This window comes from Streptomyces ziwulingensis (genome assembly GCF_039542605.1).
Lineage (GTDB): Bacteria > Actinomycetota > Actinomycetes > Streptomycetales > Streptomycetaceae > Streptomyces > Streptomyces ziwulingensis.
Map to the genome: position 1 here is coordinate 21,298 of NZ_BAABIG010000072.1, position 15,764 is coordinate 37,061.

At 70.5% G+C, this 15,764-nt stretch carries 13 protein-coding genes and 2 riboswitches; of the genes, 9 read left to right on the top strand and 4 right to left on the bottom strand.

Annotated elements, in window-relative coordinates; translation table 11 throughout:
- Positions 1-33 precede the first annotated feature (33 nt).
- Entirely contained in the window at positions 34-1,182 is a 1,149-nt protein-coding gene (locus ABEB00_RS29575) for an acyltransferase family protein (RefSeq protein ID WP_345623595.1), read from the top strand.
- A 63-nt stretch (positions 1,183-1,245) separates the two neighbouring features.
- Here the strand turns inward: ABEB00_RS29575 and ABEB00_RS29580 are convergent, their stop codons facing one another.
- The 4 genes from ABEB00_RS29580 to ABEB00_RS29595 form a co-directional block, all read right to left on the bottom strand.
- A complete protein-coding gene (locus ABEB00_RS29580; RefSeq protein ID WP_345623596.1) occupies positions 1,246-2,613 on the bottom strand; it encodes an L-serine ammonia-lyase in 1,368 nt (455 codons plus the stop codon).
- A 103-nt stretch (positions 2,614-2,716) separates the two neighbouring features.
- Positions 2,717-3,979, bottom strand: coding sequence for a serine hydroxymethyltransferase (gene glyA, locus ABEB00_RS29585; protein WP_345623597.1), 1,263 nt, complete (start codon positions 3,977-3,979; stop codon positions 2,717-2,719).
- 14 nt (positions 3,980-3,993) lie between these two features.
- Entirely contained in the window at positions 3,994-4,371 is a 378-nt protein-coding gene (gcvH, locus tag ABEB00_RS29590) for a glycine cleavage system protein GcvH (protein ID WP_345623598.1), read from the bottom strand.
- Between the two features lie 223 nt (positions 4,372-4,594).
- Complete coding sequence (locus tag ABEB00_RS29595; protein ID WP_345623599.1) at positions 4,595-5,914, bottom strand: glycine cleavage system aminomethyltransferase GcvT; 1,320 nt, start codon at positions 5,912-5,914, stop codon at positions 4,595-4,597.
- Positions 5,898-6,009: riboswitch (glycine riboswitch) on the bottom strand. (Overlaps the previous gene by 17 nt.)
- Positions 6,010-6,105: riboswitch (glycine riboswitch) on the bottom strand.
- A 177-nt stretch (positions 6,106-6,282) separates the two neighbouring features.
- Here ABEB00_RS29595 and ABEB00_RS29600 point away from each other — a divergent pair.
- From ABEB00_RS29600 to ABEB00_RS29635, 8 genes are all read left to right on the top strand, one after another.
- Positions 6,283-6,951: an AAA family ATPase gene (locus tag ABEB00_RS29600; protein WP_345623601.1), complete on the top strand. Its 669-nt coding sequence runs from the start codon at positions 6,283-6,285 to the stop codon at positions 6,949-6,951.
- A gap of 105 nt (positions 6,952-7,056) precedes the next feature.
- Positions 7,057-7,848: an enhanced serine sensitivity protein SseB gene (locus ABEB00_RS29605; RefSeq protein WP_345623603.1), complete on the top strand. Its 792-nt coding sequence runs from the start codon at positions 7,057-7,059 to the stop codon at positions 7,846-7,848.
- A 127-nt stretch (positions 7,849-7,975) separates the two neighbouring features.
- A complete protein-coding gene (locus tag ABEB00_RS29610; RefSeq protein WP_345623604.1) occupies positions 7,976-8,773 on the top strand; it encodes an enhanced serine sensitivity protein SseB C-terminal domain-containing protein in 798 nt (265 codons plus the stop codon).
- Positions 8,774-9,084: 311 nt separating this feature from the next.
- Entirely contained in the window at positions 9,085-10,092 is a 1,008-nt protein-coding gene (locus ABEB00_RS29615; protein ID WP_345623605.1) for an ABC transporter permease, read from the top strand.
- A gap of 71 nt (positions 10,093-10,163) precedes the next feature.
- Complete coding sequence (locus tag ABEB00_RS29620; RefSeq protein WP_345623606.1) at positions 10,164-11,957, top strand: ABC transporter substrate-binding protein; 1,794 nt, start codon at positions 10,164-10,166, stop codon at positions 11,955-11,957.
- Positions 11,958-12,097: 140 nt separating this feature from the next.
- Positions 12,098-13,096: an ABC transporter permease gene (locus ABEB00_RS29625; RefSeq protein ID WP_345623607.1), complete on the top strand. Its 999-nt coding sequence runs from the start codon at positions 12,098-12,100 to the stop codon at positions 13,094-13,096.
- A complete protein-coding gene (locus ABEB00_RS29630) occupies positions 13,093-14,190 on the top strand; it encodes an ABC transporter ATP-binding protein (RefSeq protein WP_345623608.1) in 1,098 nt (365 codons plus the stop codon). Before ABEB00_RS29625 ends, ABEB00_RS29630 begins: the two co-directional genes overlap by 4 nt.
- A gap of 23 nt (positions 14,191-14,213) precedes the next feature.
- Positions 14,214-15,641, top strand: coding sequence for a dipeptide ABC transporter ATP-binding protein (locus ABEB00_RS29635; RefSeq protein WP_345623610.1), 1,428 nt, complete (start codon positions 14,214-14,216; stop codon positions 15,639-15,641).
- Positions 15,642-15,764: the final 123 nt, after the last annotated feature.

Below are 15,764 nucleotides of genomic sequence, written 5' to 3' on the forward strand. Positions count from 1 at the left end.
ATGCCGTCACCAGGGCAGCCCTACGCCGCCAGATTGCCCTCTCTGACCGGATTACGATTCATCGCGGCCCTGCTCGTGTTCGCCTTCCACGCCACGGCGCAAGGCAGGTACCTCGGTGGCTCCGTCGGAGAGGGACTGGAAAAGATCTTCGTCAGCGCCGGCTCCTACGGTGTCACTTTCTTCTTCGTCCTCAGCGGCTTCGTGCTGACGTGGTCGGCGCGACCGAACGACACCGCTCCGCGCATCTGGCGACGCCGGCTCGTGAAGATTTTTCCCAACCATCTCGTGACGTTCGCGCTGGCGGCGGCGCTGATGCTCGCCATGGCCCGACCGTTCGCCGTCCCGGACACCCTCGCGAGCCTTCTCCTCGTGCAGGCGTGGGTCCCCAGCATGACGGTTCCGACCGCCATGAACACCGTCAGTTGGTCGCTCTCCTGCGAACTGTTCTTCTACCTGTGCTTCCCGGCGCTGCTGCGGGTACTGAGGCGGGCGCCGGTGCGGATGCTCCGGGTACTGGCCGGTGCGCTGGCCACACTCACCCTGCTGGTGCCGGTGATCGCGCGGTACCTGATCGGCGGTGTCGCCCTGCCGCCCGTCGCGGACGGTTCGCTGTCTTTCGAGCAGATCTGGTTCGTCTACTTCTTCCCGCCGGTCAGGGCGATCGAGTTCGTCCTGGGCATGGCGGTCGCGCTGCTGGTGTGCGCGGACGCCTGGCCACGGCTGGGTGTGCTGCCGGCATTCCTGATTGCCGCCGGCGGTTATGCGGTCAGCTCCCATCTCCCCTATCTGTACTACATGGGTGGTACGGCGGCGCTCTGGCTCACGCCACTGGTGGTGGCCGCCGCTGAAGCCGACCGAAAGGGAACGACATCACACTTCCGAGGAAAGACACTGGTCCGTCTCGGAGAACTCTCGTTCGCCTTCTACATGGTGCACGAATTGGTCCTGACGTACGCACACACGTGGTTCGTCGCGGACGACCCTCCGTCACAGGCCGCCCGCGCCGGGATCCTGCTGGTCGCGCTCGCGGTTTCGCTGCTTCTCGCCCATCTCCTTTTCACCCTGGCCGAATCACCCCTCGTCCGCAGATTCAGCACCGCACGACATCGGGGCCCGGGCCACCCGCCCGCGGCCCCGGTTCCACAGCCCGGTCCGCAGACCAGGGAACAGCCGGGGCCGTAGCCACGTCCGCTGGGTCCCACCTGCGTGGAACGCAGGGAAACGTGCGGATCAGGCCCCATCCGCCTAGCACTCGATGATGTTCACCGCGAGCCCGCCCCGCGCCGTCTCCTTGTACTTGACGGACATGTCGGCGCCGGTCTCCTTCATGGTCTTGATGACCTTGTCGAGGGAGACCTTGTGGCTGCCGTCGCCGCGCATCGCCATCCGGGCGGCGGTGACCGCCTTCACCGCGGCCATGCCGTTGCGCTCGATGCACGGGATCTGGACCAGACCGCCCACCGGGTCGCAGGTCAGGCCGAGGTTGTGCTCCATGCCGATCTCGGCCGCGTTCTCCACCTGCTCGGGGGAGCCGCCCAGCACCTCCGCCAGCGCGCCCGCCGCCATCGAGCAGGCCGAGCCGACCTCGCCCTGGCAGCCGACCTCGGCGCCGGAGATGGAGGCGTTCTCCTTGAAGAGCATGCCGATCGCGCCGGCCGCGAGCAGGAAGCGGACCACGCCCTCCTCGTCGGCGCCGGGCACGAAGTTCATGTAGTAGTGCAGGACGGCCGGGATGATGCCCGCCGCGCCGTTGGTGGGGGCGGTCACGACCCGGCCGCCGGCCGCGTTCTCCTCGTTCACGGCCATCGCGTACAGCGTGATCCACTCCATCGCGAGGGCCAGCGGGTCGCCCTCGGAGCGCAGTTTGCGGGCGGTGTTCGCGGCCCGGCGGCGCACCTTCAGACCGCCCGGCAGGATGCCCTCGCGGGACATGCCGCGCGACACGCACGCCCGCATCGCCTGCCAGATCTCCAGCAGCCCCGCGCGGATCTCGTCCTCGGTGCGCCAGGCGCGCTCGTTCTCCAGCATCAGCGCGGAGATCGACAGGCCGGTCTCCCGGGTCAGGCGCAGCAGCTCGTCGCCGGTGCGGAAGGGGTGCTTCAGCACCGTGTCGTCGAGCACGATCCGGTCCGCGCCCACCGCGTCCTCGTCCACGACGAACCCGCCGCCGACCGAGTAGTACGTCTTGGAGAGCAGCTCCGTGCCCTCGGCGTCGTACGCCCACAGCGTCATGCCGTTGGCGTGGTACGGGAGTGTCTCGCGGCGGTGCAGGACCAGGTCGTCGTCGAAGGAGAAGGGGATCTCGTGGTCGCCGAGCAGGCGCAGGCGGCCCGTCTCCCTGATCGCCTCGACGCGGTCGTCGGCCCGTTCCACGTCCACCGTGCGCGGGGAGTCGCCCTCCAGGCCCAGCAGCACCGCCTTCGGGGTGCCGTGGCCGTGGCCGGTCGCGCCCAGCGAGCCGTACAGCTCGGCCCGGACGGCGGCGACGCGAGGCAGGAGTTCCTCGTTGCGCAGGCGGCGGGCGAAGATGCGGGCCGCGCGCATCGGGCCGACCGTGTGCGAACTCGACGGACCGATGCCGATCGAGAACAGGTCGAAGACCGAGATGGCCACGGGGAACTCCTCAATACGGGGGTGGTGCAGAGGGGCGTGCGGGGTGGGGCGCCGCGCTCACTTGTGGCGGGCGGGCGCCCCGGGTGCTGCGGTGGCCGGGGTCCTACTTGTTCAGGCCCGGGTACAGCGGGTGCTTGTCGGCCAGGGCCTTCACCCGGGCGCTCAGCGCCGATGCCTCGTACGACGGCTTCAGCGCCTCGGCGATCACGTCCGCGACCTCGGTGAAGTCCTCGGCGGTGAAGCCGCGGGTGGCCAGCGCCGGCGTACCGATGCGCAGACCGGAGGTCACCATCGGCGGCCGCGGGTCGTTCGGGACGGCGTTGCGGTTGACCGTGATGCCGACCTCGTGGAGACGGTCCTCGGCCTGCTGTCCGTCCAGCTCGGAGTCGCGCAGGTCGACCAGGACCAGGTGGACGTCGGTGCCGCCGGAGAGGACGGAGACGCCCGCCGCCCTGGTGTCGTCCCGTACCAGGCGCTCGGCCAGGATGCGTGCGCCTTCCAGCGTACGGCGCTGGCGGTCGGCGAACTCCTCGCCGGCCGCGACCTTGAAGGCGACCGCCTTGGCGGCGATCACGTGCTCCAGCGGGCCGCCCTGCTGACCGGGGAAGACAGCGGAGTTGATCTTCTTGGCCAGTTCGGCCGTGGAGAGGATCACACCGCCGCGCGGGCCGCCCAGCGTCTTGTGCGTGGTGGTCGTCACGACGTGCGCGTGCGGGACCGGGTTCGGGTGCAGGCCCGCCGCGACCAGACCGGCGAAGTGCGCCATGTCGACCATCAGGTACGCGCCGACCTCGTCCGCGATCCGGCGGAACGCGGCGAAGTCGAGCTGCCGGGGATAGGCGGACCAGCCGGCCACGATCAGCTTCGGCTGCTTCTCCTTGGCGAGGCGCTCGACCTCGGCCATGTCGACCCGGCCGTCGTCACCGACGTGGTAGGCGACCACGTCGTAGAGCTTGCCGGAGAAGTTGATCTTCATGCCGTGGGTCAGGTGACCGCCGTGGGCGAGATTCAGGCCCATGATCGTGTCGCCCGGCTTGAGCAGCGCGAACATCGCCGCCGCGTTGGCCTGGGCGCCCGAGTGCGGCTGCACGTTGGCGTGCTCGGCGCCGAAGAGCGCCTTCACCCGGTCGATCGCGATCTGCTCGATCACGTCGACGTGCTCGCAGCCGCCGTAGTAGCGGCGGCCCGGGTAGCCCTCGGCGTACTTGTTGGTCAGGACCGAGCCCTGGGCCTCCATGACCGCCACCGGGGCGAAGTTCTCGGAGGCGATCATCTCCAGGGTGGACTGCTGGCGGTGCAGCTCGGCGTCGACGGCGGCGGCGACGTCCGGGTCCAGCTCGTGCAGGGACGTGTTCAGGAGGGTCATCGTGTCCTCGCCCGTCAGCCGGCCGAGAAGGCGGTGTACTCGTCGGCGGAGAGCAGGTCGCCCGGCTCCTCGGTGACGCGCACCTTGAACAGCCAGCCGCCCTCGAAGGGCGCGGAGTTCACCAGCGACGGGTCGTCGACGACGTCCTCGTTGACCTCGGTGACCTCACCGGAGACGGGGGAGTACAGGTCGGAGACGGACTTGGTCGACTCCAGCTCGCCGCAGGTCTCGCCCGCCGAGACGACGGCGCCGACCTCGGGGAGCTGGACGAAGACGACGTCACCGAGCGCGTTGGCCGCGTGCTCCGTGATGCCGACCGCCGAGACGCCGTCCTCGGCGACCGACAGCCACTCGTGCTCCTTGCTGTAACGCAGCTCATGGGGGTTGCTCATGGCCTGAATTCTCCTGTATGCGGGGGAGTGCTGGTGAAGGGGGGAGTACTGGGGAGTATCGGGGACCCGGCCGAGCGGCGGAAATGTGCGCGGGGTCACCTTCGGCACCCCGCGCGCGGCCCCACCGGCCGGTGCCGTCCGGGACTGCCGGGCGGCCCAGGTCGAGCGGGATGCCCGCTCTGCCCGCACCGGCCGGATCGCGTCCGGACCGTCCGGGCCGGCGCTACTTCTGGCGCTTGTAGAACGGCAGCGCCACGACCTCGTACGGCTCGTGGGTGCCGCGGATGTCCACGCCGACGCCCGGGGTGCCCGGGGCGGCGAACTCGGCGTCGACGTACGCCATGGCGATCGGCTTGCCGAGGGTCGGGGACGGGGCGCCGGAGGTGACCTCGCCGACCTCCTCGCCGCCGGCGACGACCGCGTACCCGGCGCGCGGCACCCGGCGGCCCTCGGCGACCAGGCCGACGAGCACCCGGGGCGGGCTGTGCTCGGCCCGGGCGGCGGCCTCGGCGAGCGCGGCGCGGCCCACGAAGTCGCCGTCCTTCTCGAACTTGACCACCCGGCCGAGCCCCGCGTCGAAGGGCGTCAGCGTGGTGGTCAGCTCGTGCCCGTACAGCGGCATGCCCGCCTCCAGGCGGAGCGTGTCGCGGCAGGACAGGCCGCACGGCACCAGCCCGGCCGGGGCGCCCGCCTCGGTCAGCGCCCGCCACAGCGGCTCGGCGTCGGCCGGCGCGACGAACAGCTCGAAGCCGTCCTCGCCGGTGTAACCGGTGCGGGCGATCAGCGCGGGGACGCCGGCGACGGTGCCGGGCAGGCCCGCGTAGTACTTCAGACCGTCCAGGTCGGCGTCGGTGAGCCCCTTGAGGATGCCCGCGGACTCCGGGCCCTGCACGGCGAGGAGCGCGTAGGCGTCGCGGTCGTCGCGGACCTCGGCGTCGAAGCCGGCCGCCCGCTCGGTCAGCGCGTCCAGGACCACCTGGGCGTTGGAGGCGTTGGCGACGACCAGATAACGGGCGGACCCGGCCCCGGCCCCCGCCCCGGCCCCCGCCTCGGCCGCCGCCCCGGCCCCCGCCTCGGCCGCCGCCCCGGCCCCAGCCTCCGCCCCGGCCCCCGCGCCGGCCTCCACCTCGGCCGGCGCCCCGGCCTCCGCCCCGGTCCCCGCCAGGCGGTAGACGATCAGGTCGTCCAGGATGCCGCCGTCCGCGCGGCAGATCATGGTGTACCGGGCGCGGCCGGGCCGCACCGCGCCGATGTTGCCGACCAGCGCGTGGTCCAGCAGGCGGGCCGCCTCGGGGCCGGTGACCGTGATCTCGCCCATGTGGGAGAGGTCGAAGAGCCCGGCGCGGGTGCGCACCGCGGTGTGCTCGTCGCGTTCGGAGCCGTAGCGCAGGGGCATGTCCCAGCCGGCGAAGTCGGTCATGCTCGCGCCCAGCGAACGGTGCAGCGCGTCGAGCGCGGTGCGGCGCGGGCGCCGGGGGTCGGTACTGCTCATCGGTCGTCTCCCAGGGCAGGACGGGCGAGGTCGGTCCTCCCCATCTGTCATCGGAACCTGAGAGGTTCGCCTCGGCCACCGGAGCGCGGCGGCCGGGACTTGCACCTTGGGTGGGGCCACCGGGGCGGCCCGCTTTTCAGATGTGCCTCGCCCGCGCGGTAATGGGGGCCTGAGAGATTCAAGGGAGGGACTTGCTCCTTCGGCGCCCCGGTGCGGACCGGGGACTCTCCCGCGCGGATTCGAACGGCCGGTATGCAGTTGGCGTCGCCATCATTGCACGGCGGGCCCGCTCACGGCAGGCCCGCGATCTGTAACCGGCTTGTGGCAGTAAGCGAACGAAAACACGAGACCTCCGCATTACCTTCTCTTTACACTCGACGGGGAGGGGACTCGTACCGCCCCAGGGGAGGACGATCACGGTGAACAGGACCACGGCGTACGCCACGACCTCGGGTCTCGCACTGCCCGAGCAGCCCGGCGCACCGGCCCGGGAGGTGTGCGCCGAACTGCCCGCGTCCGTCGTCCGCGATCTGCGGGACAGAGACGGCCACAGCCCGCACGCCTTGCTGTTCGGACCCCGGGACCTGGTGGTCGTCACCGGCCTGCCCGGCAGCGGCAAGTCCACGCTGATGGAGCGCACGGTGCGCGGCCGGCGCATCGACTCCCAGGACACCCGCGACCGCTGGGACCGGCGGATGCCGCGCTTACTGCCGTACGGGCTCTACCGCCCGCTCGTCCGTCTCGCCCACTTCGCCGGGCTGCGCCGGGCGCTGCGCTCCGGCGAGGGCGTGGTCGTGCACGACTGCGGCACGCAGGCGTGGGTGCGCGGCTGGCTGGCCCGCGAGGCCCGCCGCCGGGAGGGCACCCTGCACCTGCTGCTCCTCGACGTCGGCGCCGAACGGGCGCTGGCCGGGCAGCGCGAGCGCGGCCGGGGCGTCTCCCGGTACGCGTTCCTCCGGCACCGCGCGGCCACCACCCGCCTGGTGCGCGGCGCGGAGCAGGGCTCCCTGCCGGCCGGGTGCACCTCGGCGATCCTCCTGGACCGGGCGGCGGCGGACACCCTGAGCCGCATCGCCTTCACAGGCTGACCGGCCCCCGGCGAGGGGAGCGGGACACCGGCGGGCCGCGGGAGGGCCGGCCGTACGGGTTAGCCTTTCCAGCCCCAGCAGCGGTTCCACACAGGCGGTAGGCAGATGGACTTCCCGGCGGACTTCTCCGCGGACTTCCCGGCGCGGGCACATCCCCACGCGCACGGCGGCTGGCCCGGCAACGAGCTGGAAGAGGTGCTCTCGGCCTCCCTCGGCGTGCCGGGCGCCGGCGGCCGGATAGTCGAGGTGCTCGGCCGCGGCCTCGTCTGGGTCCCGCTGCCCCAGGGCGGCGGTCCGCACAGCGGGCCCCTCGACCTGCCCACGCTGGAGATCGAGGGCCAGGCGTACGTACCGGTGTTCAGCTCCGAGGAGCAGCTCCGGCAGGTCGCGGGCGCGCACATGGCGTTCACCGTCGCCCCGGCGGTCGAGTTCGCCCGCGGTCTGCCCCCGCACGTCGGCATCGCCGTCAACCCGGACGGTGTCGTCGGCATCCCGCTGCCGCCGCCGGCCGTGGCCGAGCTGTGCCGGGCCGGGCGCACCCCGCTGGACGGGCCGGCGAGCGGCGGCCGGGTCCGGCTCTACGAGCCCGACTGGCAGGAGGACCCGGTCGACTTCCTCGCCGCGGCCGGTGCCGAGTTCGCCGCCATCGGCGTCGTACGCAGCGCCCGCCGCTGTCTGGCCGCCGTCGAGACCGCGGCGCCGGTCCTGTTCGTCGGCGTCGAACTGACCCACTGGGAGGGTGACGCGCGGACCCTGCCGCTGGAGGCCCTGGGCCGCGCCCTGGGACGGGCGCCGGTCCCGTGGCCGGTCAACCTCATCCTGCTGGAGGCGGCCCAGGACCCGGTCTGCGACTGGCTGCGCGAGCGGGTGCGGCCGTTCTACCAAGGGGAGTTGTAGCCGCCGCCCGGCCGGCCGGCGTCACGCCCGGCACCGAGGCGCGTCCCGGCACGCACGCGCCCTCCGGTGCCGGGGCGCCCTAAGCTGGTCCCCAACCAGGGGACGATTCTCGAAGGGTCGGTAACAGGTGAGCGCGAGCGGGACCGCCGCAGCCGGGCACGTCGAGCACATGCTGCGCCAGGTGACGCCCGGGCGCTACGACGCCTACGAGGCGCTCCTGCGCGCCCTGTCGGCCCCGGCCTCCGGGCAGGTGTGGATGCTGCTGTGGCACGGCCAGGCCGGCTCCGCGGACGCCCAGTACGGGAAGATGGAGGTCGACGGCTACGGCTACGCGCCCTGCGTCACCTCCGCCCAGGAACTGTCGGCCAGCGGCTGGAACAGGTCGTACGAGGTCGTCGACGGCCTGGAGGTGGCCCGCGCCCTCTACCCCGACCGCTACGGCCTCTGGCTCAACCCGCACGCCCCGGGCGGCGGCGTCGGCATCCCCTGGCTCGACCTGCGCCGCATCGCCACCGGCCTGGACCGCCAGCCCGCGGGGCCGCTGCGGCTGTCCGATCCGGCCATCGAGATCCCGCAGTTCTACGCCCTGCTCACGCAGAACGCCCACCGCACCCCGGCCGTCCGCTCGCTGCGCCGCGCCTGGGTGCAGCCCGCCCTCGGCGCGCCGTACCTCGCCATCGGCCTGGACGTGTACGACACCTCCCCGCCGGCCGTGGAGGCGGTGCGCGCGATGATGCGCGGTTCGGTCGGCGCGGTGCCGGACGGGCTGCCGGTCTCCACCGTGGCGATCTCCGACGCGCTCGACCCGGTCGCCATGTGGCTGCGCTCGCACGCCCGGCCGTTCTACGACCGCGAGGCCCACGCGGCTCCCGCCCAGGCCCCCGCCGGCGGGTACGGCTATCCTCCGGCGAGTGGCCGGCACTGAAAAACGGAGCGAATGGTTCCGCAGTCGGAATGAACCGGTCTCCGCGCGTAGAGTCGGATCATAACCACCAGTAAGAACGTGATGTCCCAGTTTGCCCGTGTCCGGACCCCGTTACCCACTGTCCGTATAACGGAAATCCTCAAACCGCATCACGGTTGCGCATCCATTCACCGCCAAGTCTGGCAACAGATCGCCAAACCATTGAAGACTCCGGCACAAAGGGGCGTCCGCCCTGAGTACGACGGACTGATCACGCCGCTACAGCGGCAAGTGCGGGCCGGCTACCGCCGGTTGAGAGGGGTCCCTGCCAGATGACGGCACCATTGCACGAGCCGACCGCGGAAGCGGCCCCCAGTGCGGCCGAGGAAGCGGCGGTTGCCGGCGCCGAGTCGAAGTCGGTACAGGGGCGTTCCCTGGGCCGGATCGCCTGGGAGCGCCTGAAGCGGGACAAGCTCGCCCTCGCGGGCGGTGTGGTGGTGCTCGTCCTGATCGCGATCGCCCTGCTCGCGCCCGTGATCGCCCACCTCGTGGGGCAGGACCCCGAGGCCCACAACGAGGACATGATCGACCCGCTGTTCGGTACGCCGATCGGCTCCCTCGGCGGCATCAGCGGCGACCACCTGTTGGGCGTCGAGCCCGTCAACGGCCGCGACATCTTCGCCCGCATCGTCTACGGGGCCCGGATCTCGCTGCTGGTGGGCTTCCTGTCCGCCGTCGTCGCCGTCGTCATCGGCACCGTCCTCGGCGTGCTGGCCGGCTTCTTCGGCGGCTGGGTCGACTCCCTCGTCAGCCGGGTCATGGACGGCCTGCTGGCTTTCCCGCAGTTGCTCTTCATCATCGCGCTGGTCTCCGTGATGCCGAACGAACTGCTGGGCCTCAGTGGCACCGGCGTGCGTCTGTTCGTGATGATCCTGGTCATCGGATTCTTCGGCTGGCCCTACATCGGGCGGGTGGTACGCGGCCAGACCATCTCGATGCGAGAACGGGAGTACGTGGAGGCGGCCAGGTCACTGGGCGCGGGGCGGTTCTACATCCTGTTCAAGGAACTGCTGCCCAACCTGGTCGCGCCGATCATCGTCTACACGACGATGATGATCCCCACCAACATCCTCACCGAGGCGGCGCTCAGCTTCCTGGGCGTGGGCGTCAAGCCGCCCACCGCCTCCTGGGGACAGATGCTCTCCAGCGCGATCGACTACTACGACTCGGACCCGATGTACATGGTGGTCCCGGGCGTGGCGATCTTCATCACCGTTCTTGCCTTCAACCTCTTCGGCGACGGCGTACGAGACGCGCTGGACCCGAAGGGCTCCCGCTGAACCTGCCGTACCGCAAGGCGACCCGTGGTTTCCGCACGGTGTCTCTCATCTAATCCGGAGGATCCGAGATCGTGACTACCCAACGCACCTCAGGGCGGCGCAAGCAGATCATGGCGGCTGCCGCCGTGGTCGCCGCGCTGCTGACCACGGCAGCGTGCGGCGGCGGTGACAGCGACAACGGGGGATCGAAGAACGGCGCCGCCGGCTTCGACGCCGCGAACAACAAGGTCGCCCAGGCTTCGCTGGCCAAGAAGGGCGGCGAGCTGAAGTTCGCCAGCACCTCTGACGCCGACTCGTGGGACACCACGCGCGGCTACTACGGCTTCATGTGGAACTTCTCCCGCTACTACAGCCGTCAGCTCGTCACCAACAAGACCGAGCCGGGCAAGGCGGGCGCGGAGGTCACCCCCGACCTCGCCACCTCGGTCGCCGAGGTCTCGGACGACGGCAAGACCTACACGTACAAGCTGCGTGAGGGCGTCACCTGGGAGGACGGCAAGCCGATCACCTCCAAGGACGTCAAGTACGGCATCGAGCGCGTCTGGGCGCAGGACGTGCTGTCCGGCGGTCCGACGTACCTCAAGGAGGTGCTCGACCCCAAGGACGAGTACAAGGGCCCGTACAAGGACAAGGCCAAGGACAAGCTGGGCCTGAAGGCCATCGAGACGCCGGACGACACCACGATCGTCTTCAAGCTGCCGAAGGCCAACTCGGACTTCGAGGAGATGCTGGCGCTCACCTCGGCCTCCCCGGTCCGCCAGGACAAGGACACCAAGTCCAAGTACAGCCTGCACCCGTTCTCCTCCGGCCCGTACAAGTTCCAGTCGTACACCCCGGGCAAGAACCTGGTCCTGGTCCGCAACCCGGAGTGGAAGCAGGCTTCCGACCCGGTCCGCAAGGCGTACCCGGACAAGATCTCGATCAAGTTCTTCACCAACGCCAACGACCTGGACGCCCGTCTGATCGCCGGCGACTACGACGTGGACCTGGCCCAGACCGGTCTCTCCCCGCAGGGCCGCACCACCGCCCTGAAGCAGCACAAGGAGAACCTGGACAACCCGGTCTCCGGCTACATCCGGTACGCGGCCTTCGCGCAGAACGTCGCCCCGTTCGACAACGAGGCGTGCCGCAAGGCCCTGATCTACGGCGCCGACCACGTCTCGCTGCAGACCGCGCGCGGTGGCCCGGTCGCCGGTGGTGACATCGGCACCAACATGCTGCCGCCGTCCGTCCCGGGCGCCGAGGGCCAGAAGTACGACCCGTACGAGATCGCCGGCGCCAACAAGAGCGGCAACGCCACCAAGGCCAAGGAAGAGCTGAAGGCCTGCGGCAAGCCCAACGGCTTCAAGACCAACATCGCGGTCCGCAACAACAAGCCCGTCGAGATCGCGACCGCCGAGTCGCTCCAGGCGTCGCTGAAGAAGATCGGCGTCGACGCCGAGATCGAGCAGTACGACGGCGCGCAGTACGCCAGCATCATCGGCGCACCCGCGAACGTGGCGAAGAAGAAGTACGGCATCATCATCATGGGCTGGGGCCCGGACTTCCCGTCCGTGCAGGGCTACGGCCTGCCGCTGTGGCACAGCGACTACATCCTGGAGAGCGGGAACAACAACTTCTCGCTCATCAAGGACAAGGAGATCGACGGTCTCTTCGACGACTACCTGACCACGCTGGACGACGCCGGCAAGGCCAAGGTCGCCACCGAGATCAACCACAAGGTGATGGACGGCGCCTACTACCTGCCCTTCACCTTCGAGAAGTTCATCAACTGGCGCTCCAGCCGGCTGGCGAACGTCTACACGACGGACGGGTACAGCGGCATGTACGACTTCGTCAACCTCGGCCTGAAGTCCTCGAAGTAACCGGCACACCCGCCGTACGGCACGAAAGGCAGGTGAAGGCCGGCGCGGCGTGAGCGCGGGCCACCTGGGGGAACCTCCCACGTCCATAAGACAGTGGGGGAGACCGTAGGTGGCCCGCGGTCCGCAGCGGGCCGTTAGCTGTGCTCGCTTACCTCATCAGGCGGCTGTTCGCCGCCGTAGTGATGCTCGTGGTCATCGTCATCGTTGTCTTCAGCATCTTCTTCCTGATCCCCAAGTGGGCCGGCGTCGACATCGCCCAGAGCTTCGTGGGCAAGCAGGCCGACCCCGCCTCGGTGGCCGCGGTGGCGGACAAGCTGGGTCTGAACGACCCGATCTACGCCCAGGTCTGGGAGTTCTTCAAGGGCATCTTCACCGGCCGCACCTACTCGGGCGGCGGTGACGTCACCGAGTGCGCCGCCCCGTGCTTCGGCTACTCCTTCCGGACCGAGCAGGCCATCTGGCCGGTGCTCACCGACCGCTTCCCGGTGACCCTGGGTCTCGCGCTCGGTGCCGCCGTGCTGTGGCTGATCTTCGGCCTGGCGGCGGGTGTCCTCTCCGCGCTCAAGCGCGGCACCCTGTGGGACCGCGGCGCCATGGTCGTCGCCCTCGCGGGTGTCTCCCTCCCCATCTACTTCACCGGTCTGCTCAGCCTCGCGGTCTTCTCCTACGGACTGGGCTGGCTCGACGCCCAGTACGTGCCCCTGGAGGAGAGCGTCGGCGGCTGGATCGGCGGCATGATCCTGCCCTGGGTCACGCTGGCCTTCCTCTACGCCGCGATGTACGCCCGCATCACCCGGGCCACGATGATGGAGATCCTCGGCGAGGACTACATCCGCACCGCGCGCGCCAAGGGCCTCACGGAGCCCGTGGTCATCGGCAAGCACGCGATGCGCTCGACGATGACGCCCATCCTGACCATGCTCGGCATGGACCTCGGCGCCCTCATCGGCGGAGCTATCCTGACCGAGACGACGTTCAGCCTCCCCGGCCTCGGCCAGGCGGTGCTCAACGCGATCAAGACCCAGGACCTGCCCGTCATTCTGGGCGTCACCCTGATCACTTCTCTCGCGGTGCTCATCGCCAACCTCGTGGTGGACGTCCTGTACGCCGTGATCGACCCCCGAGTGAGGCTCGCATGACCGAACTGAGCAAGAGCGGGGCCGCGGTGGGCGAGCCCGCCGCCGCCTCGCCCGCGCCGAACGCCTTCCTGGAAGTACGCGACCTGAAGGTGCACTTCCCCACCGACGACGGCCTGGTCAAGTCCGTCGACGGCCTCACCTTCCAGTTGGAGAAGGGCAAGACCCTCGGCATCGTGGGCGAGTCCGGCTCCGGCAAGTCGGTGACCTCGCTGGGCATCATGGGCCTGCACACCGCCGGCCAGTACGGCAAGCGCAAGGCCCAGATCTCCGGCGAGATCTGGCTGGACGGCACCGAGCTGCTCTCCGCCGACCCCGACGAGGTGCGCAAGCTGCGCGGCCGCCAGATGGCGATGATCTTCCAGGACCCGCTGTCGGCGCTGCACCCGTACTACACGATCGGCCAGCAGATCGTGGAGGCGTACCGGGTCCACCACAAGGTGGACAAGAAGGCCGCCAAGCGCCGCGCGGTGGAGATGCTCGACCGGGTCGGCATCCCGCAGCCGGACAAGCGGGTGGACAACTACCCGCACGAGTTCTCCGGCGGTATGCGCCAGCGCGCGATGATCGCGATGTCGCTGGTGAACAACCCCGAACTGCTGATCGCGGACGAGCCGACCACCGCCCTGGACGTGACCGTCCAGGCGCAGATCCTCGACCTGATCCGGGACCTGCAGAAGGAGTTCGGCTCCGCGGTCATCGTCATCACCCACGACCTCGGCGTCGTCGCCGAACTCGCCGACGACCTGCTGGTGATGTACGGCGGCCGCTGCGTCGAGCGCGGCCCGGCCGAGAAGGTGTTCTACGAGCCCCGCCACCCCTACACCTGGGGCCTGCTCGGCTCGATGCCGCGTCTCGACCGCGACCAGCAGGAGCGCCTGATCCCGGTCAAGGGCTCGCCGCCCTCCCTCATCAACGTCCCGTCCGGCTGCGCCTTCAACCCGCGCTGCCCGTACGCCGACGTGCCCAAGGACAACGTCACCCGCACGGTCCGCCCGGAGCTGTCCGAGGTCGGAGCCAAGCACTGGGCCGCCTGCCACATGTCGCAGGAGCAGCGGGAGCGTATCTGGATCGAAGAGATTGCGCCGAAGCTGTGAGCGAGAACGCGGGAGACAAAGCAGTGGCCATCCCTGCACAGAGCGGCGGCGCCACTCTCACCAAGGGCGCCGCCCCCGGCGAGACCCTGCTGAAGGTGACGGGGCTGCAGAAGCACTTCCCGATCAAGAAGGGGCTGCTGCAGCGCCAGGTCGGCGCGGTCCGCGCGGTCGACGGCCTCGACTTCGAGGTGAAGTCCGGCGAGACCCTGGGCGTCGTCGGCGAGTCCGGCTGCGGCAAGTCGACCATGGGCCGGCTGATCACCCGGCTCCTGGAGCCCACGGCCGGCACGGTCGAGTTCGAGGGCCAGGACATCACGCACCTCGGCGTCGGCCCGATGCGCCCGCTCCGCCGCGACGTGCAGATGATCTTCCAGGACCCGTACTCCTCGCTGAACCCGCGCCACACCATCGGCACGATCATCAGCGCCCCCTTCAAGCTCCAGGGCGTCGAGCCCGAGGGCGGGGTGAAGAAGGAGGTGCAGCGGCTGCTGTCGGTGGTCGGTCTCAACCCCGAGCACTACAACCGCTACCCGCACGAGTTCTCCGGCGGTCAGCGCCAGCGCATCGGCATCGCCCGCGCCCTCGCGCTCAACCCCAAGCTGGTCGTGGCCGACGAGCCGGTCTCCGCGCTGGACGTCTCGATCCAGGCCCAGGTCGTCAACCTCCTCGACGACCTCCAGCAGGAGCTGGGCCTGACGTACGTGATCATCGCGCACGACCTGTCGGTCGTCCGGCACGTCTCGGACCGGATCGCGGTGATGTACCTCGGCAAGATCGTGGAACTGGCCGACCGCGACCAGCTCTACAAGTCGCCGATGCACCCGTACACCAAGGCGCTGCTGTCGGCGGTGCCGATCCCGGACCCGGCGCGGCGCGGGGTCAAGAGCGAGCGCATCCTGCTCAAGGGCGACGTGCCCTCGCCGATCTCGCCGCCCACCGGCTGCCGCTTCCACACCCGGTGCTGGAAGGCGACACAGATCTGCACGACCGTCGAGCCGCCGCTGAAGGAGCTGCGTCCGGGCCAGCAGGCCGCCTGCCACCACCCGGAGAACTTCGCGGACCAGGCCCCGCAGGACGTCGTCCTGCTCTCCGACGCCAAGGCGGCGGCGGAACTGGTCTCCGAGGAGGCGCTGGCCGCCTCGGCGCAGACCTCGGCGGCGGTCGCCGCAGAGGTGGAGGCCGGGGAACTGACCGTGGGCGGCCCCACCGCCGGCGCGGGTCCGGAGGCCGGTGCGGTCTCCGAGGCCGGTGCGATCCCGGAGGCCGACGAGGTCCCGGCGGCCGGTGAATCCTCCGACTCCGGCAAGACCGTGACGGAGGTGGCCGAGTCCGGGGCGACGCAGAGCGCCGCCGTGCGGCCCGCCCCGTCGGACACCGCGGCCACCACACCGCCGGCGACCGGTTCCGACACCCCGGAGTCCGGCCCGGAGGCCACGGCCGACGAGAAGTAGCCACGGCGCGGTGAGCCGCGGTGAGCGATCACGGCGGCAATCCCGGTAAGTGATCACGGTAAGTGATCCCGGCAAGCGATCACGGCAAGTGATGACGAACCCGCTCGACGAGCCCCCGCCTTG

What these genes read in the sequence shown, in the direction of transcription:
- glyA (WP_345623597.1), bottom strand. Translation starts at nt 3,979, where the DNA reads ATGACCCTCCTGAACACGTCCCTGCACGAGCTGGACCCGGACGTCGCC.
- gcvH (WP_345623598.1), bottom strand. Translation starts at nt 4,371, where the DNA reads ATGAGCAACCCCCATGAGCTGCGTTACAGCAAGGAGCACGAGTGGCTG.
- ABEB00_RS29630 (WP_345623608.1), top strand. Translation starts at nt 13,093, where the DNA reads ATGACCGAACTGAGCAAGAGCGGGGCCGCGGTGGGCGAGCCCGCCGCC.
- ABEB00_RS29615 (WP_345623605.1), top strand. Translation starts at nt 9,085, where the DNA reads ATGACGGCACCATTGCACGAGCCGACCGCGGAAGCGGCCCCCAGTGCG.
- ABEB00_RS29605 (WP_345623603.1), top strand. Translation starts at nt 7,057, where the DNA reads ATGGACTTCCCGGCGGACTTCTCCGCGGACTTCCCGGCGCGGGCACAT.
- ABEB00_RS29595 (WP_345623599.1), bottom strand. Translation starts at nt 5,914, where the DNA reads ATGACAGATGGGGAGGACCGACCTCGCCCGTCCTGCCCTGGGAGACGA.